Genomic DNA, 24,316 nt, shown 5'->3' with positions numbered 1-24,316 from the left:
TCCCTCCCGGCCGCCGCCCCGTTCTGACGATGAAAGTCCCTCTGCCGTCATGACCCATCCTGCCTCCACCGAAGATGCCATGCGCGTCCGCGCCGATCTCATAACCTCAATTGTGCTGGTCGCCCTTGGCCTGGCGATCGTCTACGCCTCCTGGACCATGGATCGCCTCGAAGTCAGGCGCATTCACCCCGCCACCATTCCCGGCCTCGTGCCGCTGATCCTGGGCTGTGCCCTCACCCTTTGCGGCTCGCTGCTGTTTTTCCGCTCATCCCGCCTCGACCAGCGCGGCAGCGGCGCGACCCTTGCGCGCACGCTTGTGTCCTGGAGCGCCATCCGCGTTATCGCTGCGCTCGGCCTAGCGCTCGTCTATACGTTGCTGCTGGTCGGCAACCTGCCCTTCTGGCTGGCCTCGAGCCTCTTCATCTTCACTTTCACCACCCTCTTCGAGACCGTTTTGGCCGATCACCCCGGCTCGCTGGTCCGCACGCTCATCTGGGCCGCCATCGTCGCCCTTATCGGCGGGCTCGGCGTCTATTTCGTCTTCGAGCGCATCTTCCTCGTGCGCCTGCCATGAGGATGTCCATGACCAGTTTCAGTCCCTCTGTGGCTCGCATCCCCCCTCCCCACCCCTCCCCTCAAGGGGGAGGGTGTCTGGCCGGAGGCAGGGGCACGATTGACGCCAAAACCACAAATCGGCACCTCCCCCTTGAAGGGGGAGGCTGGGAGGGGGTGACCCCACTCCTCTGCCCGGAGCGCGCCCATGTTTGACGGCCTCATCCTCCTCGGCCAGGGCGTCGCCCATTTCCTCACGCCGGCTGGGCTCTTCAACGTCGCCTGGGCTACCCTCCTCGGCGTCACCATCGGCATCCTGCCCGGGCTCACCGCCACCATGGGCGTCGCCCTCTTGGTCACCCTCACCTACAAGATGGCCCCCGACCAGGCGATCCTGACCCTGATGTGCGTTTATCTCGGCGCCATCTATGGCGGCAGCCGCACGGCCATCCTGCTCAACATCCCCGGCACGCCGGCCAATGCCGCGGCCACGCTCGATGGCCATCCGCTGGCGCAACAGGGCAAGGCCGGGCTCGCCATGGGCCTTGCCACCACCTCGTCCACCCTTGGCACGCTGGTCGGCATTTTCTTTCTCGCCATCATCGCCCCGGTCCTCTCCGAAGCGGCGCTCAAATTCGGCTCCTATGAATTTTTCTGGCTGGCGCTCTTCGGCGTCGTCATTTCCGGCCAGATGAGCGGCACCGATACGCCGCTGAAAGGCTATATCGCCGGCATTCTGGGCCTGATGGTCGCCATGATCGGCATGGAGACGCTCCACGCCCACCAGCGCTTCACCTTCGGCATCCAGGGTCTCGGCGGCGGCATCGATATCATTCCGGCCATGGTCGGCGCCTTCGGCCTGGCCGAAATCCTCTCCACCATGAAGCGCACCGCAATCCCCCATATCGCCTCTGTCGAGGACCGCGTGGTGCCGCGCCTCAAGGAAATCTTCCGCTATTGGAAGACCATCCTGCGCTCCGGGCTGATCGGCACCTTTGTCGGCATCATCCCCGGCGTCGGCGAAGACGTGGGCTCATGGAGCTCTTATGCGGCAGCCAAGAAACTTTCCAAAAACCCCGAAGAGTTCGGCAAGGGCAGCCAGGAGGGCCTGATCGCCGCAGAAACCGGCGATAACGCCGTGGTGTCGGCCGCCATGATCCCGACCCTCACCCTTGCCCTGCCCGGTTCGGCCGCCGCAGCCGTCCTGATTGCCGCCATGATGATCCACGGCATCCGCCCCGGTCCCATGCTGATGGTCGAAAATCCGGCCTTCCTCTACCAGGTCGTGGCCATGCTGTTGCTGGCGACCCTCGCCAATCTCATCTTCGGCCTGTCGCTGACAAAGCTCTTCATCAAGGTGCTGACCGTGCCGCGCGAACGGCTGATGGCGGTGATCTATGTGCTCTGCGTCGTCGGCTCCTTTGCCATCACCCAGCGCATGTTCGACGTCTATGTCATGCTCGCCTTCGGCATTGTCGGCTTCATCCTGCGCGAGATGAAATACCCCATGGCCCCGCTAGTCCTCGGCATTGTCCTGGGCGATCTCCTCGACCTCAATCTGCGGCGCGGGCTGATGCTGACCAATGGCGATCCGACCCCGTTCTTTACCAGGCCGATCAGTGCTGTTATCTGCCTTGTCATCGTCCTCACCATCCTGATGTCCATTCCGGCGGTATCCAAGCGTGTCAGAGCCCTCTTCACCCGTGGCGGCCGGGCCCAAGCGCGCGGTTGACGCCGCGACGCGGCGACCGCGCAATTCGGTCAAGACCAAGGCCTCGATCCTTGCCGCCGGGCGCGTGGAATTTGCCGATCGCGGATTTGAAGGGGCGCGGGTGGACGCCATCGCCGAACGGGCAGGCGCCAATAAGCGCCTGCTCTATCATTACTTCGGCAATAAGGAGGATCTCTACCGGGCGGTTCTGCTCGACGCCTATCAGGAGATCCGCAAGGGCGAACGGGCGCTGAGCCTCGACCAATACGATCCCGCCCAGGCCATGGACCGGCTGGTGCGCTTCACCTTCCGGCACTTCCTCGCCAATCCCTGGTTCACCCGCCTCCTCGGCACGGAAAACATCGAGAACGCGCGCTTCTTAAAGACCCTGCCCGACATCAAGGCGCTGCATTCGCCCCTCGTCGGCCAGATCGAAGCCATCATCACCCGCGGCAATGAAGCCGGCATTTTTCGCCGCGACGTCGACCCGGTCCAACTCTACATCTCCGTCGCCGCGCTCGGCTTCTTCTACGTCTCCAACACCGCCACGCTTTCGGTCATCTTCGAACGCGATTTGACCAGCGTCGGCATGGTCCAGGAACGCGAAGCCCATGCGGTCCAGATGGTGCTCGATTATTTAAAGACCAAGCCGGTCGGCTAAAAACCCCCACCTAGCCTCCCCCTGAAGAAGGGGGAGGGACCCATCGAGTTTGGCAAGCCGCTTGAGAGCCACCGCCCTTCTCCTCCCCCTTCTTCAGGGGGAGGCCGGGTGGGGGTTGAGAGCCACAGATCTAGCGGCAATAGCTAAACCTGCATTGGCACACAGCCCGCCCAGAATACCGTCCTTCCCTCGGGCCTGACCCGAGGGCCAGCCTGAAAGCCCCGAATTTGATAGATAGCGCGCTGGGAGTGGCCCTCGGCCGCGCCCGAGGCTAGCGCGGTGCTGAAGCATACCCCCACCTAGCCTCCCCCTGAAGAAGGGGGGGACAGATCGAGTTTGGCAAAGAGCCGGAGAGCCACCGCCCTGCTCCTGCCCCTACCAGGGGGAGGCCGGGTGGGGGGTAATCCCCTCAGTGCACCACCACGCTGCCCATCTGGAAAAACACATTGAGCAGCGGCGCCAGCACCAGTGGATCGACATCATGGCTCTGGTCGGCCAGCGTGATCCGCTGCCCATTGTGGAGCCCCGAGGCCACCCAATCCGCGCCCGCCGCCATGAATGGAAAACTCTTGTCTCCGTCGATGACCAGCACCGGCATGATGGCGTTCTGCCAGCGCTCCGGCGGCGTATCGCCCTGCCGCGCATCGGCGAGAATGCGATAATCATGCTCGATGGTCAGCCCCACCGCCTCGAAGGCCGGCCAGGACGGGCTCTGTTGAAAGCCCGCGAGCGCCTCGGGGGACATGCCCACGGAGCCGAGGAAATTGCTCATCATCTCCCGGCCCTTCCCTTCGGCGGCGAGTTCGGCCATCTCTGCATGGTCCTGCTGATAGCTGGCAGCGCTGCGCGCGGGATCGATAGGCGGCTCATAAAGCGCCAGGGCCTTGACCGCGCGAGGCAGAATCGCCGCCGCCTCCAGCGCCAGCACCGCGCCCGAGGACATGCCGAACAGATAGGCCTCGCCCCCCATTGCATCCATCAGCGCGGCGATGTCTTCCACTTCGCGCTCCACCGCGTAGGGCCATGTGTCATTGGATTCGCCGCGCCCGCGCCGGTCAAAGGTGACGACGGTAAAATCGCTCGCCAGCGCCTGCACCATGTTCGGCGTGCGCATGTCGACGGCTCGATATTGCGTCGCTCCGCCCACGAGGATGACCAGCGGTCCGCTGCCCTGCCGCTCATAGCCGATATGGGTGCCGTCGCGCGAAATCACCTGGGGCATGAAAAATCCTCCGTTCGTCCCACCATGAGCACGACGAACGAAGGATCACAATTGCGACCGGCCGCTATCCTGGGGACCAGGCGATTTTACCGGATGGCGAGGCCCTCGGCGTTGAAGATATGGGCCTTGGCCGGATCGAGATAGGCCGAGACGGTCGAGCCCAGCTCGACCTGCCGCTGGCCTTCGAGCACGATATTGAGCCCCTGCCCGTCATTGGTCGTGGCGTAGACCACGGTCTGGCCACCGAGGTTTTCGACGAGGTCGACGCGCACATCGGCAAATTTCACCCCCGAACCCTCGGTGATGGTAATGTGCTCCGGTCGTATACCCAGCGTTGCGGCGCCGCTCGACGGACGGCCCAGAGACAGCGCATTGCCGGCAGTGTTGAGCTCCCCATTGGCTTCGGTCACGCTAAGGAAGTTCATCTTCGGCGAACCGATGAAGCCAGCCACGAAGAGGTTTTTCGGATTGTTGTAGAGCTCGAGCGGCGCGCCGGCCTGTTCGATGACCCCTGCCCGCAGCACCACGATCTTGTCCGCCATGGTCATGGCTTCGACCTGGTCGTGCGTCACATAGATCATGGTGTTCCCAAGATCATTGTGCAGCTTGGCGATCTCGACGCGCATGGCGACGCGCAGTTCCGCATCGAGATTGGACAGCGGCTCGTCAAAGAGGAAGATCTTGGGTTCGCGCACGATCGCGCGGCCGATGGCGACGCGCTGGCGCTGCCCGCCGGAAAGCTGCTTTGGCTTGCGCTTCAGCAACGGCTCGATTTTGAGAATTTCCGCGGCGCGCTGCACGCGCACCTCGATCTCGGCCTTGGGCATTTTCGCCGTTTCGAGGCCAAAGGCGAGGTTTTGGTAGACCGACATATGCGGATATAGGGCATAGGACTGGAACACCATGGCGATGCCGCGCTTGGCCGCCGGCACGTCGTTCATGCGCTGCCCGTCGATCAGCAGATCGCCGCCGGTGATCGGCTCGAGGCCGGCGATCATGCGCAGGAGAGTCGATTTCCCGCAGCCCGATGGTCCGACGAACACGGTGAAATCGCCGGGCTCGATGGTGAGGTCCACCCCGTGGATGACCTGGATTTCGCCATAGGCCTTTTCAAGTTTTCTCAGCTCGATACTGGTCGCCATGTCGGTCTCCTAGCTTTGCCGGAATGCGGCCGGCACCCAGCTCTGATAGAGCGGATGATCGGCCCCGAGCGGCAGGGCCACATCCTGGTGGGTGGTCGAAGAATGATAGAATGCGGTCACCAATTCCAGCGAGCGGCGCGAGTCCGCCGAGGTCACCGGCAGTTCCCCATCGCCGTTTAGCGCATCATAAAAGCGCGCCATCTGGGTCTGGAAGCGCGAGGGCACATGGGTCCAATTGGCCAGCAGCGCCTCGATTTTCGCCGCCGTCTCGTCATTGCGCGGCAATATTTTCCAGGGCTTGTTGCCCGGATTATAAGGCGCGTGATCGCTCTCGAAGGTGACGTTTTCGAATGACAGGCGAATGCGGCTGATCTCGTCGGCCGAGCCCAGCGTTGCCGTGAGGCTCGCCAGCGCGCCGCTCTTCATTTCGAGCGAGGCCGAAATCGTATCTTCCACCTCGATATCATTGACCCGCGTCGCCACGCGCCCGAACACCCGGGCAATATCGCCCATCAGATAGGTAAAGATGTCGTGCGGGTGGATGGCATGGCCCATCAGCACGCCGCCAAGCTCGGTCGCCCATTTGCCGCGCCACGGCACGGAATAATAGGCCGCCTCGCGCCGCCACATTGTCTCAACTGTGCCGACATAGGGCTTTCCGGCAATGCCGGCATCGATGATCGCCTTGGCCTGCTCGATGCCGTCGCCAAACCGATACTGGAACACTGGCATCAGCTTGCCGCTGGAGCGCTTCTCGGCCTCCATGACGGCGTCGACATCCTTGAGCGAGCCGACCAGCGGCTTTTCGCACACCACATGCTTGCCGGCCTTGAGCGCCGCCATCACCATGGAAAAATGCACGCCGGGCGGGGTGCAGACGTCGATCACGTCGATATCGTCCATGCCCAGCAGATCGTCGAAATTGACGACCCGGCGCTCGATGCCGAACTCCTCGCCGATCTTGTCGAGCCGCTCGGGGTTGAGGTCGCAGATAGCCGCAACCTTGAACTTGTCGGCATTGGGCAGATAGCCCTCGACGATATGGCTGCGCCCGATACCCCCGCCGACCACGGCAACATTATAGATCCGGCTCATTGGCCCCACTCCGTACCCTGCTCGCCCATGGCCTGCGCCGTCAGTGCCATCTTCATGGCGTTAAAGCACCGCTCCTGCGGCATCGCCGTCTCGGTGCGATTGCGCACGTCGTCGAGGAACTGACGCCCGAACGGCAGATCGACAGCCGAGCAATCGATATGGCGCGTGCCCTGTTTGTCGACGAGGAAGAGATGGTTCTCGCCCGGCCGTCCGGCGATATCGACATATTTCCGAAGCTCGATGAAGCCTTCGGTCCCCAGGATCGTCAGGCGCCCATCGCCCCAGGTCGGCAGGCCTTCGGGTGTAAACCAGTCGACCCGGACATAGCCGGTCGTCCGCTCGGTGCGCATATGCGCGTCACCCACATCCTGCAGCCCCGGCCGGTGCGGATGGTTGCGATTATAGACATTGGCCGAGAGCACCTCGCCATCCATGGCGTTCGCAAAGAACAGGAACTGCTCGAACTGGTGGCTGGCGATGTCGCACAAAATGCCGCCATAGCGGCTGCGGGTGAAAAACCAATCCGGCCGATTGTTGAGCCGCAGCGAATGCGGCCCGAGCCCCACCGTATTGACCACTTCGCCAATGGCGCCGGCGGCAATCAGATTGCCCGCCTCCACCGCCGCAGGCACCTCGAAATGCTCGGAATAGAGCACCGAGAAGATGCGGCCGGTTTCCTTCTGGACCCGCTTGATCTCGTCAAGCTGGGCAAAGGTGGTCATGCCCGGCTTGTCGGTCAGCACATCCTTGCCATGGCGCATGGCGGCGAGCGCGATTTCGGCGCGATCACCCGGAATGGCGGCCGTGACGATGATGGCAATGCTCTCATCCTCGAGCAGCACGCGCGGATCGCTCACGCGCGGCGCCTCGGGATATTTCGCCCCGAATGCGGCAGCGAGATCGTCTTCCACCGCATAAAAGCCGACAAACTCGGCTCCGGCGCGTTTGAGGCAATCCACCTGCCCATAAATATGGGCGTGGTTGATGCCGATGGCGGCAAATTTTATCTGCGTCATGGTCTAGCGTTTCATACCGGTGGTGGCGATGCCCTCGATGAGGAACCGCTGGAAGATGAGGAAGAAGAGGAAAATCGGCACGATCGAGAGCACGCTCATGGCAAACAGGCCCCCAAAGTCGCTTTCGCCGGTCGAGTCGACGAAGGTCCGCAGACCCAGCGTCACCGTGTAGTCCTGCATGCGATTGAGGAAGATGAGCGGTCCGAAGAAATCGTCCCAGGTCCAGATGAAGGTGAAGATGGCCGCCGTCACCAGCACGGGCGTCGACAGCGGCAGCATGATCTTCCAATAGATGCGCCAGGGCCCGGCGCCGTCCATGCGCGCCGCCTCGTCCAGCTCGCGCGGAATACCGCGGAAGAACTGCACCATCAGGAAGATGAAGAAGGCATCCACCGCGAGGAATTTCGGCACCACCAGTGGCAGGATGGTGTTGATCCAGCCCAGATCGCGGAACAGCACATATTGCGGGATGATGGTGACCTGGCTGGGCAGCATCAGCGTCATCAGCATCATGGCGAACCAGAAATTCTTGAACTTGAATTCCATGCGCGCAAAGGCATAGGCCGCCATCGAGCAGGCCATCAGATTGCCGATAATGCTGAGGATGGCGATGACGAAGGAGTTCATGAAGAACACCGAGAAGCTGACGCGCATGGCGTTCCAGCCTCGGAAATAGGCGTCGAGACTCCAATCCGCGCTCGGCCAGATGCCGGTGTTGAATATCTGGTTGTCCGGCTTGAACGACGCCGCCAGGAGCCAGAGCAGCGGATAGAGCATCAGGATCGAGGCGCCGATCAGCAGGGCATGGGCAAGCACCGAGAAGATGCGCTTGCGCAGGCGGGCCGCCGGGTCGTTCTCGGCCCCGGTCACCACCGTCAGCGTGTGTGCATCAGTCGTCATAGTGCACCCAATATTTGCTGGTGAGGAACGAGAAGGCGGTAAAGCACGCGATCAGGAACAGGAGGAACCAGGCGAGTGCGGAGGCATAGCCCATGCGGAAGAAGCTGAACGCCTCGTTGTAGAGATAGAGCGCGTAGAACAGCGTCGAGTTGATGGGCTGGCCGGTGCCGTTCGAGATGATGAAGGCCGGCGTAAAGCTCTGGAACGAGTTGATCGTCTGGATGATGGCGTTGAAGAACACGACCGGGGTCAGGAGCGGCAGCGTGATCTTCCAGAACTGGCGCCACTTGCCCGCGCCATCGAGGCTTGCCGCCTCATACATGTCCTGCGGAATCTGCCTGAGCCCGGCGAGGAAGATGATCATGGGCGAACCGAACTGCCAGACCGACAGGATGATCAGCGTCCACAGCGAATAATTCGGATTGGAAATCCAGCTCGGCCCGACAATGCCGAAATTGGCCAGGAACTGGTTGACGAGGCCGCTGCCCGAGAAAATCTGGCGCCAGAGGATGGCGATGGCGACCGAAGCGCCGAGCAGGCTCGGCAGGTAAAAGAGCGCCCGATAAAGCGGCAGGCCCTTCATGCCCCGATTGAGCAGGATGGCGATGACGAGCGCGAAGGCGAGCTTCAGCGGCACCGAGAACAGCACGAAGGTGAACGTCACCCGCAGCGAGGCCGCAAAATTGCGGTCATTGGTGAACATGCGCTGGTAGTTTTCGAGCCCCACCCAGCGCGCCGGCGTCAACAGGTCGAAATTGGTGAAGCTGAGATAGAAGGAAGAAATCATCGGCCCGACCGTGAGGCCGATAAAGCCGATCAGCCAGGGAAGCAGGAAGAGATAGCCGGGGGCGTGGTTTTCCCACGCCCTCGACCAGATCGACCTGCGGGATGCGGCATTGTGCATGGCCGCGTCTGCCGCATGTACAGTCATAGTCAGACAGCCGCCCGGTTGAGGATAGCAGTTGCTTCTTCGACGAAGAATTTGCCGGCGTCTTCGGCGGAACGGCCCCCGAAGGCCACTTCCTGGCTGAGGACACGCAGCAGCGACGTGTCGATTTCGCCGGCCGCATTCGGCGGGGAAGCCGGCAGCGGTCCAAGCAGATCGCCGAGATTGGCCACGAAATTGAGCGCGATCTGGTCCTGCGGGCTCAGCGTCGGAGCGACGGCGTCGCGTACCTTGGCCGAGCAGGGAATCCCGCGTTCGACGCCCAGGATCTTGCCGGCTTCGGTATCGTTGATGAAGAAGCTGAGGAATTCGGCAGCCGCTTCCTTGTTCTGCGAGGAGCCGGCGAGGGACCAGAACTGGCTGGGCTTGCGATAATGTCCGCCACCCACGCCCGCCGCGATGCGCGGATAGGAGGTGATGGTCAGATTGTCCTTGCTGACGGACTGGTGGATGACCAGCTGGTTGGAGTTGGACGGCAGCAGGGCCGCCTTGTTCATCGCAACCATGGAGGTTTCGGGTGCGCCGGTATCGAGGGCGTTGTCCTCTGCCGTCACGATATAGCCGGCGTCGCGGAACTCGTTCCACATGGTGAACCACTCGACCATGTCGTCGGCGTCGGGGCCCAGCTTGCCTTCGGGCGTATAGAGCGCCTTGCCGCGCTGGCGGATCCAGTTGTCCAGCATAGGTTCTGCGCCCGAGCCGTCCGACATGGCCCGCATGCCGCCGCGAATATTGGCGGCCTTGAAGCCCTCGCCGAGTTCGCGCAGCGTGTCATAGGTCCAGTCCATGCCCGGAACGGCAAGGCCGGCTTCTTCGAACGCGGTCGAATTGGCCAGCATGGCCACCGAATTGGCGCCGAGGCTGAGGCCATAGAGCTTGCCGTCCACCTTGCCGCCTGCGAGCTGGTCCTCGTCGAAATCGCTGAGGTCGAGCACGCCGCCGACATATTCATCGAGCGGGGCGATCGCATTGCGCGAGGCGTATTCGACGATGAAACGATAATCCATCTGCAGGATATCGGGGGCGGTGCCACCGGCCGTCTGGGTCGCCAGCTTGGGCCAGTAATCGTTCCAGCTGAGGAATTCGCCTTCCAGCGGCGTGATGCCCTTGGCGTCGGCATAGGCGTCCGCCACCGCCAGCGTGCGGTCGGCGCGGGCCTGGCCGCCCCACCAGATCATGCGCAGGGGGCTGCCCTGGGCGAAGGCCGGGCTGAAACCGGCGGCGCCGGCTGCGATAAGCGCCGAGCTTCCCATCAGGAACTGCCGGCGACCGATACGAAATGTCATGTCAAACCTCCCAAAGATTGTGCGTCCGGCCCTGCCGGCACGAGACGAAACAGCGACCTCCCCGTCGCTAAATCACCAACTGGTTACTAATGAGCCCAGGGCGCTCATTCATGGTTTATGCCCTGGACAGGCGTCGGCAGATGCCGAGTGCCCTCTAAATAACCAGCCAGTTACCCAACACCATATAGACGTACAATACCGCAATCAAGCTTGTATGGAAGACTGGAAAAGTTGATTTCTGGTCGCCGGAAACCGGCTCGCCGCCCTGGTGATGAAATGATTCCTCTGCGTTCGCGCCCCTCCGCTGACCCCCTCCGGCATGGCGTAGTGCGACTGTCGTGGCATCAGATTGGACCAAAAACACTCGTTGGAAAACTATGAAATTGCCGCGATATTATAGAGGCAATCTATAGCTGAGCGATTTTGCCCATGGACAAGCTGTTATCCCAATTCCTGGCCGTGGCCGATGCGGGCACGCTGAGCGGCGCCGCCACCGCGCTGCTCATCACCCAGCCCACGCTGACCATCAATATGCGCAAGCTCGAGGAGCATATCGGTGCGCCGCTATTCGAGCGCTCTTCCCGCGGCGTGACGCTGACCCGCTATGGCGAAACGCTCTATGAAAACGCCCGCCTCATGCAGCGCCTCTATGACAACACCCTCACCGCCATTATCGACCAGCAGCATGGCGCCGAACGGGGCCTCGCCATCGGCTCGGGCTATTCCTGGTGGAACATGTTCCTGCGCGACCTCATCGTTCGCTATCAGGGCGAATTTCCGAGGGCCCCGGTGCAGGTCAGCCTCGGCAATCAATTGCGCCTGATGGACCAGATGCTTTCGGGCGATATTTCCATGTTTCTGGCGCACGAGATCGACGGGCTGAGCCCCAATCTCGGCACCGATTTCGTGCCCCTCACCAGGGTCTACAATGCCTTCTTCGTCCATGCGGGCCATCCGCTCGCCGGCGCCCCGCGGACCCAGGCCGAAATCGACCGCTACCCCCGCGTCATCTCATCCCTCGCCGAGAGCCGACACGACCGCTTCTTCGACCCCTCCCGACGGCGCACCCGCGTCGAAACCGTGTTCGACCGCACCCATTTCGCCTTCCGCTCCAATTCGCTTGCGGCCTGCGTCGACTACACCCTCGCCACCGCCGCGGTGCTGATCCACACCCATGTCATGCGCGACATCTTCGCGGCCGATGGGCTGGTCGAGATCATCCAGAGGCAGGATCCCCGGCCGGCCATCGCCGGACTCTATGTGCTCAAGGACAGGCGCGGCGAAGACCGTATCGAGGACCTGATCGATCGCATCTCGCACGCCGCCAGGGCCACCCTGCCGCCGCTCCAGTGAAGGGGCTGCCGATTTCGCCTCTCGGAACGGGATTATCTCGCCACGCCGCTACTAACATGTTAGTATGGCGGGATGCAGCAAGCCCTTCTTTATTCGACTCAGCCCAAGGCGCCCGCGCCTGATCGTCAAGCCGCCGGTGAGCGCGTTGCCGCGCGCCTCAAGGGCCAGATCTCCGGTGCCATCCATACCGACCCGCTCATGACCTATGCCTGGAGCGGGGACGCCAGTTCCTATCGGCTCATTCCGGCCGTGGTCGTCTTCGTCAATTCCGAGGACGATGTCCGCGCCGTGTTCAAGGCCGCGCGCGCCGAGGGCTTGCCCGTCACCTTCCGCGCCGCCGGCACCTCCCTCTCCGGCCAGGCCGTCACCGATGGCGTCCTCGCCGTGCTGGGCGATGGCTGGCGCAAGATGGAGATCCATCCGGGCGCTGAAAAAATCACGCTTGGCCCCGCGATCATCGTCGCCGAAGCCAACAAGGCCCTCAAACCCTTCAACAAGAAGATCGGCCCCGACCCGGCCAGCCAGGCGACCTGCAAGATCGGCGGCGTGGTCAACAATAATTCGTCCGGCATGTGCTGCGGTGTTGCGCAAAACACCTATCACACCATGGCGCGGCTGCGGATCGTGCTGACCGACGGCACCATGCTCGACAGCGGCGATCCCGCCAGCTGCGACGCCTTCCGCATCAGCCACGCTTCCATGCTCGAGGAGCTGCACCGCCTCCACCACGAGATCATGGCCGATGCCGATCTCGTCGCCCTCATCCGCCACAAATACCGGATCAAGAACACCGTCGGCTATTCGCTCAATGCGCTGGTCGATTATCACGACCCGCTGGATATCCTGATCCATTTGATGGTCGGCTCGGAAGGCACGCTCGGCTTTGTTTCCGAGGTCAGCTACAACACCGTGCCGGAACATCCGTTCAAGGCAACGGGCCTCATCCCCTTCCCCAATCCGCAGGCTGCCGGCCGCGCCATTATCGAAATGGCCAATGGCGGCGTGCAGGTGACAACGGGCGTCACCGCCGCCGAATATATCGAGCGCCGCGCCCTCGCCACCGTCGAGCATCTCGGCCCCATGGCCCCGCTCCTGCCTTGGCTCACCGAGGATTCCCCGGCCGTTCTCATCGACGTCACCGCCCCCGATGCGGAAACCCTCTCCGCGGAAGTCGCCAAGGCCGAGGATCTCCTCCGTCGCCACGGCGCCACCCATATCGATCTCTCGACCGACGAACATCGCAGCCACGCGCTCTGGGATATCCGCAAGGGCTTCTTCACCTCCGGTGGCGCCGCCCGTCCCAAGGGCACATCCATGCTCACCGAGGACGTTGCCGCCCCGATCGACCGGCTGGCCGAATTCGTCGTCGACATGCGCAATCTCCTCGACGCGCACGGCTATGAAGACGCCATCATTTTCGGCCACGCGCTCGCCGGAAACCTCCATTTCCAGATGAGCGACGATTTCTCAAAACCCGGCGCCGCTCAAAAATTCGACGACTTCAACCAGGAACTCTCCGAGCTCGTCTCCGTCCGTTATGGCGGCTCGCTCAAGGCCGAGCACGGCACCGGCCGCGCCATCGCGCCCTTCGTCGAGGCGGAATGGGGATCCAAGGCCTATGGCATCATGCATGCCATCAAGGCCGCCTTCGACCCCGAGCGCCTGCTCAATCCCGGCGTGCTGCTCAATGACGACCCCAAGATTCACGTCAAGAATCTGAAGGTCATGCCGCTGGCCGACGAGCTTGTCGACCTCTGCATCGAATGCGGGTTCTGCGAGCCGGCCTGCCCCAGCCATCACATGACGCTGACCCCGCGCCAGCGCATCGCCGTCACCCGCGAACGCGCCCGCCTGCGCGAAAGCGGCGAGGATCCGGAACGCCTGGCCCGGTTCGAGGCCGATTTCCAATATGCGGGCATGGACACTTGCGCGGCCTGCAATCTGTGCTCCCTGCGCTGCCCCGTCGGCATTGAAACCGGCACCATGATCATGGGCGAACGCGCCCGCCGTCGCGGCAACACCGCCCAGTCGGTCGCCCGCTTCACCGCCGACCACACCGGCACCATCGAGAGCTTCATGCGCGGTGGCGTGGCGCTGGCTGACGCGGCCCGCACCATCATCCCGGCCCCGGCCGTCGAAGCCATCACCGAGACGGCTCGCCGCCTCACCAACAAGGCCATCCCGCGCGTTTCGCGCACCCTGCACCACGGCCCGGGCACGCCAAAAGTCCGCGACACTCGTCAGGACCCCAAAAAGTCCGGCTTCCCGGTGCCCATCGCCCAGACCGGCCGCGAGCAGATCGTCTATTTCCCGGCCTGCCCCAGCCGCATGTTCGGCGCGCCGAAAACCGAGCACAACCTGCTCGATACGCCCAATGCCATGGTGGCCCTGCTTGAACGCGCCGGCTACGAAATCATCATCCCGGAAAATCTCAACGGCCAGTGCTGCGGCCAGCCGTTCCAGTCCAAGGGTTTTCCGGAACAGGCCGCTGAAGTCGGCGGCGCCTTGGCCAAAAACCTCTCGGCCGCCTCAGACGCGGGCCGCCTGCCCGTCGTCACCGACGCTTCCACCTGCGCCAAGCACCTCAAGGACGTGCCGGGCGATGCGACTGTGACCGACTCGGCCCAGTTCCTCGTCACCCATGTGCTGCCGAAACTGAAGCTGACGCAAAAGCTGCCGGTAATTGCCGTGCACCACAATTGCTCGGCCCAGCGCCTCTTCGAACAGCCGGCCACCGAGACTATTGCCCGCGCCTGTGCCGAAGAGATCGCCGTGCTCTCCTCGATCACCTGCTGCGGTTATGCAGGCGACAAGGGGCTCTTCATCCCCGAGCTCAACGCCCACGCCACCCGCCGGGTCGGCAAGGACGTTCCGGCCAATTGCCAGCTGGGCGTTTCCACCGTCTCCACCTGCGCCTCCGGCCTCAGCGAACACGCCGGCATCCCCTTCGTCGGCCTTGCCAGCCTCCTCGAATGGGCCAGCCGCCCGTAATCCGGGCCTCGTAACCGCAACCACCCCCACCTAACCTCCCCCTCTCCAGGGGGAGGGACCGATCGCGCCCATGGCCGCTTCGGCGCAAAGCCTCCACCACCCACCGGCCCCACTCCTCCCCCTCCTACAGGGGGAGGCCGGGTGGGGGTCTGGGCCATCAGCTATCCCACATCCCTCAATCACCCACCGCGCTTCCCTCGGGCCCGACCCGAGGGCCATGTCGCGAGCCCCAAACTGACAATTTGCACCTTGGCCAGAGACCCTCGGGTCAGGCCCGAGGGAAGCACCGTGTGGCGCGGAGCGGTCCACACCCCTCGATCACATTTTCGAAACCACTCATAAGATATATCTTGAATCCCCTCTTACTCGCCCCAATCTCCTGATTACGGAAACAAAGACCTATCAGGAGATACAATCATGTCTTCCTACTGGCGCAATGGCGAACCCAATTGGCGGCGTTTTGAGCAGATGGCGCGCAAGGGCTGGGGACGCGTCCAGAACATCGACGATGAGATCGGCAATCTCGGCGGCAATTTTCGCATTGGCCGCATGCTGGCCTCGGGCGATGTGCGTCTCGTCGCCCTCTTCCTCATCGATCAGCAGCCCCGCCACGGCTACGATTTGATCAAGGCCGTCGAAGAGCGGTCCGGCGGCGTTTATTCGCCCAGCCCCGGCATCGTCTATCCGGCCCTCACCTATCTCGAGGAAGCCGGCTACGTCACCTCTTCCGCCGAGGCCAACAAGAAGCTCTATACCATCACCGATGAGGGCCGCACACATCTGGCGGAAAACCGCGAAGCCATTGCGGCTACGCTCGATTTCCTCGCCCGCACCGGAGAGCAGTTCAACCGGTTCCGCGAGTTCGTCCGGGCCGATTGGCCCTTCGGCGGTCAGCCGGAAGACGGCAATACCCGCCCCGAGCCGCCCCGCGCCCATGGCGGGGAACATGGCAATCCCTTCGAGCATGATCGCCCGATGAAGGATGCCATCCCCGAACTCGACGCCGCCCGCAAGGCGCTGAAAGCCGCCCTCAAGAAGGCTCGCCACGGCTCCGAGGAACAGCAGACCCGCGCCGCTGACATCCTCCGCCGCGCCGCCGCCGATCTCGACGGTCTGGCCGACGACGACATCGACCTCTAGCGGAACCCCACCCCGCGCCCCGTCGCAAATTGCGACGGGGTTTGCATAAAATTAACTACGTTGGCGCATTCTGACCGCTCAAAGAGGCGGCGATGCAGACCACATTTTTTCAGCGCAACGGCGCAATCGACTTTATCGGGTCCTTCGTCGCGGCCGTGGCGCCGCGCCTGCCGCGCATAGCCGGCATCACCCTTCTCGTCATGGGCCTCGCCTTTGTCGGCGTCCATCTCCAGCCGGCCAAATATCAGGCCCGGCTCGATCTGCCCTATAGTGGCGACGTGCCGGCCGACGAGCAAATCGCCGAGTTCCTCGATCCTGTCCACCTGGCCGATATCGTCGCGCGCCTGCCCCAGTCCGCCGTGCAGGAATTGCGCAGCGCCGATGCATCGCTCGACAGCATCACCCTTCTGCGCCGCACCCTGACCATTTCCCCCGGTGCCGATGGCAAGAGCCTCCGCGTCGAGGCGGTCGCGAGGACCGAGGCCAATGCGCGCGCCATCGCTGCAGCCATAGCCGCCAGCCACGCCCTCGCGCAGCCCATATTGGCCGCGCCCCCGATTGCCGAAACCCCGCAGCCCAGTGCCACGCCCGCAAATACCCCTCTGCCTCGGGCGCAGCTTGTGCCCCGGGCGCAGCTTGGCGATGCCGATATCGGCGTTCTCCAGCAGCGCATGACCCTGGCTTGGGAAAACCGCGTCACCCTCGAAGAAAAGGCGCGGCGCATCGAAAGCCTCGTCGCCAGCAATGATTACGCCGCGCTGGGGCTCCATGCCGAGAGCCTGCCCGCCCTCGCCCGCCGCCTCGATGATCTCCTGACGCTCGAGGCCGATCGCAAGAAGCTGGCGGTAACGCTCCTGCCCAATCACCCCAATATGCGCGCCCTTGCCGAGGAGATTGCGCTGGCCAATGCCGAAATCGGCGAGCAGGCCGGCCAATTGGTGGCCATGATGCGCGCCGATAGCGAGGCGGCCAGGAAGCTCGAAGCGACGTTGCGCGGCGAATATGAAGCCCAATTGGCCAGCCGCACCGTCGACGACACCATTCTCACCGGCTCGACCAATGGCGATCCCGCCCCCAGCGTCACCGCCTTGTCGCGCCCGGTCAGCACCACGCTGGCGCTCGGCCTTGCTGGCGGCTTCGCGTTTTTCGGCCAGCTCGGCCTGATTGCCCTGCAGCAGCCGGTCGCCGCCAGTGCGCCCCTGCCCGTCCGTGCCCCACGCGCACCGCGCCGGAAAAAGCAAATCGACCGGACCCTGGCAATTGCTGTCGAACCAAACGACGCCATGGCACCGGCGCCGATAATGCATGCCGTCGAACTGCCGCCCGCGCCGGCGCCCCAGGCCGAACGCCCACAGATCGCGCCCGAGCCGGTTCGTGCCGTCCCGAGCCCCGAGCACAATTGGTTCTCCGGCGATCTCTCCCAACCCCAGATCGCCATCGCGGCCAGCTGGATCGGCACGCCCGCCACCGAGCCGACGCGCGTCGAACGGGCAAGGCCCGCACCCGAAACTGCCCCTGCCGATAGCTACGAGCGCGTCGCCGACCTCCGCCTTGCCGATGCGCGCATTGTCGCCATCCGCTCGCGCGGCACGCCAGGGGACACCCGCGCCAAGGCGCGCGAACTGCTCGAGACCTATGCCGAGGATGGAAAGCGTGTGGTCTTGATCGACGCGGCCAGCCGCCGCCGTGGCAGTGCCCCCGGCATCAGCGATCTTTCCATGGGCAAGGCGCGCTTCGCCGACATCATTCACGGCACAGGCGCCGAAGAGGCAGCCCTCATTCCCTGGGGCCGTCAGGACATGCTCGATGCGTCGGCCCGGCCGGTCCGCACCCTGCTCCTCGCCCTTGTCGAACTCTACGATGTCGTCGTCATCACGCTCGATGCCGAGGCCGGTGGCTCGTCCCATCTCGCCGCCATGGCCGATCTGGTGCTGACCGCCACGCCGGCCCCAGAAGCACCGCGCCGCAAGCAGCGCGTCGCGCACTGGCAATAGGGCCCGACGACAAAGCGCCCCCTTTTGGGGACGCCTGGTTTTCCCGCATCACTCACCATCATCGGGCTTCCCTCGGGCTCGACCCGAGGGCCAATTCGCGCGCCCCACACCGACGATTGACACGGGGACGCAAACCCTTGGGTCAAGCCCGATTGTAGCTCTGGGGGTGACAGAGAACCCCTGGCCCCCTACGCCCGCTCTTCCCAGATCTTTGCCAGTTCAACGATCGTCGCTGCGGCCTTTTCCATGTCCTGCCGGCTCACCCATTCGAGCGGCGAGTGGAAGGCATGCCCGCCGGCAAAGATATTGGCGCAGGGCAGGCCCATGAAGGACAATCGCGATCCATCCGTACCCCCACGGATCGAGCCCTTGATCGGCTCCATCCCGGCCCGCCGCACCGCTTCCACCGCGTTCTCGACAATCTCGGGGTTCTGGTCGAGCACCTGCTTCATATTGCGATACTGCTCTTTCACGGTGATCGCATGGCTCGAGCGCGGATATTTCGCCAGCACCTCGCGGGCGATCTTTTCGACCATGCCCCGCTTTTCGACGAGGCCATCGTCGACAAAGTCGCGCACGATCATGCTAACGCTGGCCCGCTCCATCGAGCCGGAAATCCCCGTCGGGTGCACAAAACCCTGCCGGCCATCTGTCCCCTCGGGAGAGACCGCACGCGGCAGCAGCGCCACGATTTCACTGGCGATCTTGATGGCGTTTTCCATCCGGTCCTTGGCAAAGCCCGGATGCATCGCCGCCCCGGTGATCACCAGTTCCAGCCCGTCGGCCGAAAAGGTCTCGTCCTCGATCGTGCCGGCGGTCTCCCCATCCATCGTATAGGCGAAGCGGGCCCCGAGCCGGGCCAGGTCCACCTTGTCGACACCGCGCCCGATTTCCTCGTCTGGGGTGAAGAGGATCTTGATCGTGCCATGCTTGATCGAAGGGTCATCGACCAGCATCTTTGCCGCACTCATGATCTCGGCAATGCCGGCCTTGTCGTCTGCGCCCAGCAGCGTCGTCCCATCCGAGGTGACGATGTCATTGCCGATCTGGTTGGCCAGTTCGCCATGTTCGGACACGCGGATCACCCGGCTGGCATCGCCGACAAGGGTAATGTCCCCGCCCTGATAATTGGCCAGCACCTGCGGCTTGACGCCGGTACCGGAAAAATCGGGCGCCGTGTCCATATGGGCGCAAAAGCAGATGACCGGCACGTCCTTGTCGGTATTGGACGGGATGGTGGCGTAGATATAGCCATTCTCGTCCATGGCCGCGTCGGACAGCCCGATTTCGAGCAGTTCCTTGACCAGCAAATGCCCCAGATCCTTTTGCTTTTCGGTGGAAGGCTGGGTGGGCGAGGACCCGTCCGACTGGGTATCGATCACCACATAGCGCAGGAAACGGTCGAGAACAGTGTCGGTCATGGTCCTATCCGGAAACGGGAAAAAATCGTTCCCATCCTTAACCCGCCCGGCGCGGCGGGAAAATGGCCTTATCCACCGCCTTTCATCGGCCGCGCCCGATCCGATCGGCTCGCCCCTGCGTAGCAAAGGCGGAACAGTGTTTTGGAAGCGTCATGAGCAGATCGACAATATGGATCACCGGTGCCGGCAAGGGCCTTGGCCGGGCCCTCGCCCTCGAGCTGAGCGCGCGCGGCCATACCATCGCCGCCAGCGCACGCACCGAGGATGATCTCACAAGCCTCGCCGCCGAAGCCGCGGCAAAGGGCGGCGTGATAAAACCCTATGTGCTCGACGTCACCGACAAGGACGCCGTGCCATCCGTTGCCACCCAGATCTTCCGCGATTTCGGCGTGCCCGATCTCGTCATCCTCAACGCCGGCACCCATTCGGAGGTGACCGCCACCAATTTCGACCTCGCCGAGTTTACCGGCGTCATCGACACCAATGTCATGGGCGTCGCCAATTGCCTCTCGGTGATCCTGCCCGCCATGATCGCCCGCAAGACCGGGCGCGTCGCCCTCATGGCCTCCGTCGCCGGCTATCGGGGCCTGCCAACGGCTTCGGCCTATAGCGCCAGCAAGGCCGCGCTCATTGCGCTGGGCGAAGCCCTGAAGCCCGAGCTAGAGCCACACGGCGTCGGTCTCCACCTGATCAGTCCCGGCTTCGTCGACACCCCGCTCACGCGGCGCAATACATTCCCCATGCCCTTCCTGATGCAGCCCGACCAGGCAGCCCGCATCATGGCCGATGGGCTAGAGGCCGGCAAAAAGTTCGAGATCGTCTTTCCCTGGCCGATGAAGCTCGCCATGAAGTTTCTGGGCATCCTGCCCTATCCGCTCTTTTTCGCCATCACCCGGCGGCTGGTGCGCTGAGTTCGCGGCGCGACGGGAATGTGCGGGAAAATCCGAAACCCCTTGGCGACCAGCTTGATCGCCTCCCAGTAAATCCCGGCGCTCACCTTCAGCGTCATCAGCGGGTGCGCCAGCAGCGCCCGCAACAGTCCCCTGTCGGTCAGGGGGCTGAACGCCCCGGCAAAACTCGCGGTAAGAAGCGTGCCCGCCTCATCGGTCTCACGAATGCCAATGGACACCTTTTCCCCCGGCGGCAGGATGGAGAAATGATAGGTGCACTCCATCGGCATGAAGGGGGAGACGAAAAACGCCTTCTCCGCCGCCTGCTGCATCCTGCCCTCGGCGCTTTCCCCCGCCGGCAGCACATAGGCATGCCGCTCCTGGTGCGTATTGTGCACCTCGTAGATCATGGCTTTCAAACGGCCATCCTGCCCATGGCAGAAAAACACCGTCAGCGGATTGAACACATAGCCGAACATAGCGGGATAACAGAGAACCCGGATCGCCCCATCGGCGACGATCCCCGCCTCGCCGAGCTTGCGCGCCACCCAATCCTTGAGCGGCCCGCCGTCGCCATGGTCCTTCTCACGAAAACTCAGCACACCCCAGCGGTTGAACGCGAAGAGCTTCAGCCCCCGGTCCAGCGCCTCGAGCCTGTCGAGGTCGAGCAGCAGGCAAAATACCTTATAGTCCAGCTTGTGCGCCTTGGGGCGCAGCCGGGCGTGCACCACATGTCCGGTATAGATGCCGCTCTCCGCGTTCATTCCGCCGCCATTTCCGCCACCGGCTCGAGGCTGATGCGCCCCGACGCATTGGGCACGTCCCAGGGCCGCCGCACGCCGAAATTCTCGGCCACCGCGAGCCCGGACTGCAGCGCATCCTCGTGGAACCCATAGCCGAAATAGGACCCGCAGAACCAGCTGTTGCGCCGCCCCTGCAATTGCCAGAGCTGGCGCTGCGCCGTCAGCGCCGCCTGGTCGAACAGCGGATGGGTATAGTGGAATTTCCGCTTCATGGCGCTCTCGCGCGGCTCGCGGCCCGGATTGAGCGTCACGAACACGTTCTGCCGCTTGTCGAGCCCCTGCAGCCGGTTCATCCAATAGGTGACGCAGAGCTGGCTATCGGCTTCGGGCGCCCCATTGGCCACATAGTTCCAGCTCGCCCAGACATGGCGACGCTTGGGCATGAAGCTCGGGTCCTCGTGCAGCACCGCGACATTGTCCGTATAGCCGAACGAGCCCAGCAGGTCCTGCTCCAGCGGATCGGCGTCCCCCAGGAGCTTGAGCGAAATATCGGCATGGGTGGCCATCACCACATCGGTAAAGACGTCGCGCTCGCCCGTCTCGTCCTCGACGATCACCAGCCCGTTTTCGCGGATGACGCGCTGCACGCCCCTGCCCCGCTCCACCTGCGCGCCGAAGCGCTGCTCCAGCGCCTTGACATAGCTCTGGCTGCCGCCCTTGACGGTGCGCCAATTGATCCGCCGGCCCAGCGCGAACAGCTGGTGGCTCGAAAAGAAGCGCACGAAGGCCTGCATCGGGAAGGCGCGGATCTGCTCTGTCGAACTCGACCAGATGGCCGCGCACATGGGCAGGATATGGTGGTCCACCAGCGCATCGGAATAGGCATGGCGCTTGAGGAATTCGCCCAGCGTCATTCCGGCAATGTCCGGGCTGTCCAGCATCGAGGCCGCGTGGGTATAAAAGCGCGCTATATCGGCCAGCATGCGCCAGAAGAACGGCCGGACGATATTGCGTTTCTGCCCAACGATACCGACCAGATCGCTCGAATATTCGAAATGCCCGTCCCCGATCGACGCGGCAAACGACATGTTGGTCTCGACATTGTCGACCCCCAGATGGTCGAGCAGCGCCACGAAATTGGGGTAATTGGCCTCGTTATAGACGATGAAGCCGGTATCCACGCCGACCGGGCCGGCGGGCGTATCGACCGAAACACTATTGGCGTGGCCCCCGATCCTGTCCTCGCTCTCATAAAGGCGCACGGGAAAGCGCTGGCTGAGGAGCCAGGCGGCCGAGAGCCCGGCAATACCCGCACCGATGACGGCGATCCTGCGGCCTGTCGCGTCGTGAAGGCTGTGCGGATGGTGAAACAATTTGCAGGCTCCCTGTTGCCTCCTCTAATACGGGGTCGAGTACGGAGTGGATGTTGTGTCGAGGTTTTTTTCGTATCCGGTGATCCGGCCCGTCGGCCCTTGCGTAATCAGGGCATGTTGTCACCTGTGGTCCATATCGAGCGCCCGGCGCTCCCAAAGAGCGAAGGCACCGGCAAAAGCCGGAAACGCCGCGCTGGGAGACCTGTCGTGGGCGTGATGCCAGGGAGCAATGGCGAAAGTGAACGGGATGTTTTCGTCGCCCATATCCGCGCCATAGCAGAACGCGCCGACCGCGCCGCCTTCGAAATTCTCTTCGATCACTTCGCCCCGCGCGTAAAATCCTATCTCATGCGCCTGGGCGGCGGCGAGTTGATGGCCGAGGAACTGACGCAGGAGACCATGGTCCTCGTCTGGCGCAAGGCTGCGCTTTACGATCCGGCCAAGGCCAGCCCCTCGACCTGGATCTTCACCATCGCCCGCAACAGGCGCATCGACGCCTTTCGGCGCGAAAGCCATCCCGAGCTCGACGCCGACGAACCGGCGCTTCAGATCAGCGCCGTGCCGACCGCCGACCAGGCGCTCGAAACCAAGCAATCCAGTGCTCAAGTTGTCGAGGCCATGTCCAAATTGTCGGACAATGAACGGCAATTGCTGAACCTGGCCTATTACGAAGACAAGTCGCACAGCACCATCGCCACTGAACTCAAGATTCCTCTCGGAACGGTCAAATCGCGCCTGCGGCAAGTCTTCCGCAAATTGCGCTCCGATCTTTCCTCCAAACTGGGGCCACAGCTATGACCCACAGTCACCACGTCAGCGACGAACTTCTTTTGAGCTATGAGGCCGGAAGCCTTGCCGAAGGCTGGAGCCTTGCCGTCGCCACCCATCTTCATTCCTGCCCCGAATGCCAGACGCGCGCCCGTGCCGCCGCCAGCATTGGTGGCGCCATGCTCGAAGCCATCGACATCGCCCCGCTGCGCGCCGGCGCGCTTTCCGCCGCGCTCAAGGCGATCGATGCACATCCGCTCGAAACGGGAGAGAGCGTGCGGCGTCCGCCGGTCGCCGGCGACGTCCCTGCGCCCCTCCGCCGCTATATCGGGCCCAGCCTCGACACTGTCGCCTGGCGCAAGCTCGGCACAATGGCCCAGCAATTCGTCATCCCCACGGGCGACAGCGAGACCTCGGTCCGGCTGCTCCGCATTCCGGCCGGCACCCCCGTGCCCGAGCACGGCCATCGCGGCCTCGAGCTCACCGTTGTCCTGCGCGGCACCCTCGTCGACGAGGATGATCGCTTTGCCGTCGGCGAGATCGAGGAAGGCTATGACGGGCTCGAACACCAGCCTCGCGCCGGCGAAGAGGGCGAGTGCATCTGCCTCGCCGTCACCGACGCGCCGCTGCGCTTCAAGAGCCCGCTCCTGCGCCTCTTGCAGCCCATCTTGAAAATCTGACCCCAAGGGAGAGTGGAATGCCAAATTTTGCCATTGCCTATTTGAGTTCCGCTCTCGTCTTCTTTGCCGTCGATTTCGTCTGGCTGACGCTGGCCACGCGCTTCCTTTACAAGCCCCAGCTCGGCGATCTGCTCGCCGACAGCCCCAATCTCCTCGTCGCCGCGACCTTCTACCTCGTCTATCTCATCGGCCTCGTCGTCTTCGCCATCCTCCCTGCCGCCAACGCCAATTCCTGGGCGATGGCACTTGGCCTCGGCGCCCTTCTGGGCCTTGTCGCCTACGGCACCTATGATTTCACCAATCTCTCCACCATCCGCGACTGGCCGGTCCTCGTCACAATGGTCGACCTGGCCTGGGGCACCTTCCTCAGCGCCCTCGCCGCCACCGCCGGCTTCTGGGCCGTCCGCCACTGGGGCAATTTCTAGATTTATC

21 protein-coding genes are annotated in these 24,316 nt (G+C 63.5%); 11 read left to right on the top strand and 10 right to left on the bottom strand.

What is annotated here, in order from left to right; genetic code table 11:
• Positions 1–49 precede the first annotated feature (49 nt).
• The 3 genes from N0P34_RS02015 (at position 50) to N0P34_RS02005 (ending at position 2,924) form a co-directional block, all read left to right on the top strand.
• Positions 50–574 carry a tripartite tricarboxylate transporter TctB family protein gene (locus N0P34_RS02015; RefSeq protein WP_275605359.1) on the top strand — a complete coding sequence of 175 codons (525 nt, stop codon included), beginning with the start codon at positions 50–52 and terminating at the stop codon, positions 572–574.
• Between the two features lie 186 nt (positions 575–760).
• Entirely contained in the window at positions 761–2,284 is a 1,524-nt protein-coding gene (locus N0P34_RS02010) for a tripartite tricarboxylate transporter permease (protein ID WP_275605358.1), read from the top strand.
• Positions 2,235–2,924 carry a TetR/AcrR family transcriptional regulator gene (locus N0P34_RS02005; protein ID WP_275605357.1) on the top strand — a complete coding sequence of 230 codons (690 nt, stop codon included), beginning with the start codon at positions 2,235–2,237 and terminating at the stop codon, positions 2,922–2,924. Before N0P34_RS02010 ends, N0P34_RS02005 begins: the two co-directional genes overlap by 50 nt.
• A 409-nt stretch (positions 2,925–3,333) precedes the next feature.
• Here the strand turns inward: N0P34_RS02005 and N0P34_RS02000 are convergent, their stop codons facing one another.
• From N0P34_RS02000 to N0P34_RS01970, 7 genes are all read right to left on the bottom strand, one after another.
• Positions 3,334–4,146, bottom strand: coding sequence for an alpha/beta hydrolase (locus N0P34_RS02000; protein WP_275605356.1), 813 nt, complete (start codon positions 4,144–4,146; stop codon positions 3,334–3,336).
• A gap of 86 nt (positions 4,147–4,232) precedes the next feature.
• On the bottom strand, positions 4,233–5,288 hold the full coding sequence (ugpC, locus tag N0P34_RS01995; protein ID WP_275605355.1) for a sn-glycerol-3-phosphate ABC transporter ATP-binding protein UgpC: 1,056 nt from the start codon (positions 5,286–5,288) through the stop codon (positions 4,233–4,235).
• Between the two features lie 9 nt (positions 5,289–5,297).
• Complete coding sequence (locus N0P34_RS01990) at positions 5,298–6,383, bottom strand: Gfo/Idh/MocA family oxidoreductase (protein WP_275605354.1); 1,086 nt, start codon at positions 6,381–6,383, stop codon at positions 5,298–5,300.
• On the bottom strand, positions 6,380–7,399 hold the full coding sequence (locus N0P34_RS01985; RefSeq protein ID WP_275605353.1) for a Gfo/Idh/MocA family oxidoreductase: 1,020 nt from the start codon (positions 7,397–7,399) through the stop codon (positions 6,380–6,382). The genes N0P34_RS01990 and N0P34_RS01985 overlap by 4 nt, the downstream gene beginning before the upstream one ends.
• Positions 7,400–7,402: 3 nt before the next feature.
• Positions 7,403–8,176, bottom strand: coding sequence for a carbohydrate ABC transporter permease (locus N0P34_RS01980; RefSeq protein ID WP_275607056.1), 774 nt, complete (start codon positions 8,174–8,176; stop codon positions 7,403–7,405).
• Positions 8,177–8,288: 112 nt separating this feature from the next.
• Positions 8,289–9,203: a sugar ABC transporter permease gene (locus tag N0P34_RS01975; protein WP_275607055.1), complete on the bottom strand. Its 915-nt coding sequence runs from the start codon at positions 9,201–9,203 to the stop codon at positions 8,289–8,291.
• Between the two features lie 29 nt (positions 9,204–9,232).
• Positions 9,233–10,531 (bottom strand): ABC transporter substrate-binding protein, encoded by a 1,299-nt coding sequence (locus tag N0P34_RS01970; RefSeq protein ID WP_275605352.1) that lies wholly within the window; start codon positions 10,529–10,531, stop codon positions 9,233–9,235.
• A 429-nt stretch (positions 10,532–10,960) separates the two neighbouring features.
• Between N0P34_RS01970 and N0P34_RS01965 the strand changes: the two genes are divergently transcribed.
• The 4 genes from N0P34_RS01965 to N0P34_RS01950 all read left to right on the top strand — a co-directional run bounded on the left by N0P34_RS01965 (position 10,961) and on the right by N0P34_RS01950 (position 18,009).
• Positions 10,961–11,884, top strand: coding sequence for a LysR family transcriptional regulator (locus tag N0P34_RS01965; protein ID WP_275605351.1), 924 nt, complete (start codon positions 10,961–10,963; stop codon positions 11,882–11,884).
• A gap of 72 nt (positions 11,885–11,956) precedes the next feature.
• Positions 11,957–14,875, top strand: coding sequence for an FAD-binding and (Fe-S)-binding domain-containing protein (locus tag N0P34_RS01960; RefSeq protein ID WP_275605350.1), 2,919 nt, complete (start codon positions 11,957–11,959; stop codon positions 14,873–14,875).
• A gap of 417 nt (positions 14,876–15,292) precedes the next feature.
• A complete protein-coding gene (locus tag N0P34_RS01955; RefSeq protein ID WP_275605349.1) occupies positions 15,293–16,015 on the top strand; it encodes a PadR family transcriptional regulator in 723 nt (240 codons plus the stop codon).
• A 92-nt stretch (positions 16,016–16,107) separates the two neighbouring features.
• Positions 16,108–18,009 (top strand): hypothetical protein, encoded by a 1,902-nt coding sequence (locus tag N0P34_RS01950; protein WP_275605348.1) that lies wholly within the window; start codon positions 16,108–16,110, stop codon positions 18,007–18,009.
• A gap of 188 nt (positions 18,010–18,197) precedes the next feature.
• Here the strand turns inward: N0P34_RS01950 and pepT are convergent, their stop codons facing one another.
• Entirely contained in the window at positions 18,198–19,430 is a 1,233-nt protein-coding gene (gene pepT / locus N0P34_RS01945; protein WP_275605347.1) for a peptidase T, read from the bottom strand.
• 152 nt (positions 19,431–19,582) lie between these two features.
• Between pepT and N0P34_RS01940 the strand changes: the two genes are divergently transcribed.
• The gene (locus N0P34_RS01940; protein ID WP_275605346.1) at positions 19,583–20,341 is read left to right on the top strand and encodes an SDR family NAD(P)-dependent oxidoreductase; all 759 of its coding nucleotides are present in this window, start codon (positions 19,583–19,585) and stop codon (positions 20,339–20,341) included.
• Here N0P34_RS01940 and N0P34_RS01935 read toward each other — a convergent pair.
• Positions 20,299–21,084, bottom strand: a complete 786-nt coding sequence (locus N0P34_RS01935; protein WP_275605345.1) for a DUF1365 domain-containing protein — start codon at positions 21,082–21,084, stop codon at positions 20,299–20,301. The genes N0P34_RS01940 and N0P34_RS01935 overlap by 43 nt on opposite strands.
• Positions 21,081–22,436 carry an FAD-dependent oxidoreductase gene (locus N0P34_RS01930; protein ID WP_275605344.1) on the bottom strand — a complete coding sequence of 452 codons (1,356 nt, stop codon included), beginning with the start codon at positions 22,434–22,436 and terminating at the stop codon, positions 21,081–21,083. Before N0P34_RS01930 ends, N0P34_RS01935 begins: the two co-directional genes overlap by 4 nt.
• Before the next feature lie 216 nt (positions 22,437–22,652).
• Here N0P34_RS01930 and N0P34_RS01925 point away from each other — a divergent pair, with 216 nt between their 5' ends.
• Genes N0P34_RS01925 through N0P34_RS01915 form a run of 3 tightly spaced genes read left to right on the top strand, consistent with a single transcriptional unit; the run spans position 22,653 to position 24,309 of the window.
• Positions 22,653–23,234, top strand: coding sequence for a sigma-70 family RNA polymerase sigma factor (locus tag N0P34_RS01925; RefSeq protein WP_275607054.1), 582 nt, complete (start codon positions 22,653–22,655; stop codon positions 23,232–23,234).
• Positions 23,231–23,884 (top strand): ChrR family anti-sigma-E factor, encoded by a 654-nt coding sequence (locus N0P34_RS01920; protein ID WP_275605343.1) that lies wholly within the window; start codon positions 23,231–23,233, stop codon positions 23,882–23,884. Before N0P34_RS01925 ends, N0P34_RS01920 begins: the two co-directional genes overlap by 4 nt.
• Before the next feature lie 17 nt (positions 23,885–23,901).
• Entirely contained in the window at positions 23,902–24,309 is a 408-nt protein-coding gene (locus tag N0P34_RS01915) for a DUF2177 family protein (protein WP_275605342.1), read from the top strand.
• Positions 24,310–24,316: the final 7 nt, after the last annotated feature.

The organism is Devosia sp. FJ2-5-3 (assembly GCF_029201545.1).
Classification (GTDB): domain Bacteria; phylum Pseudomonadota; class Alphaproteobacteria; order Rhizobiales; family Devosiaceae; genus Devosia.
The sequence above is the reverse complement of the archived record's forward strand: the minus strand, read 5'-3'. Positions and strand labels throughout refer to the sequence as shown.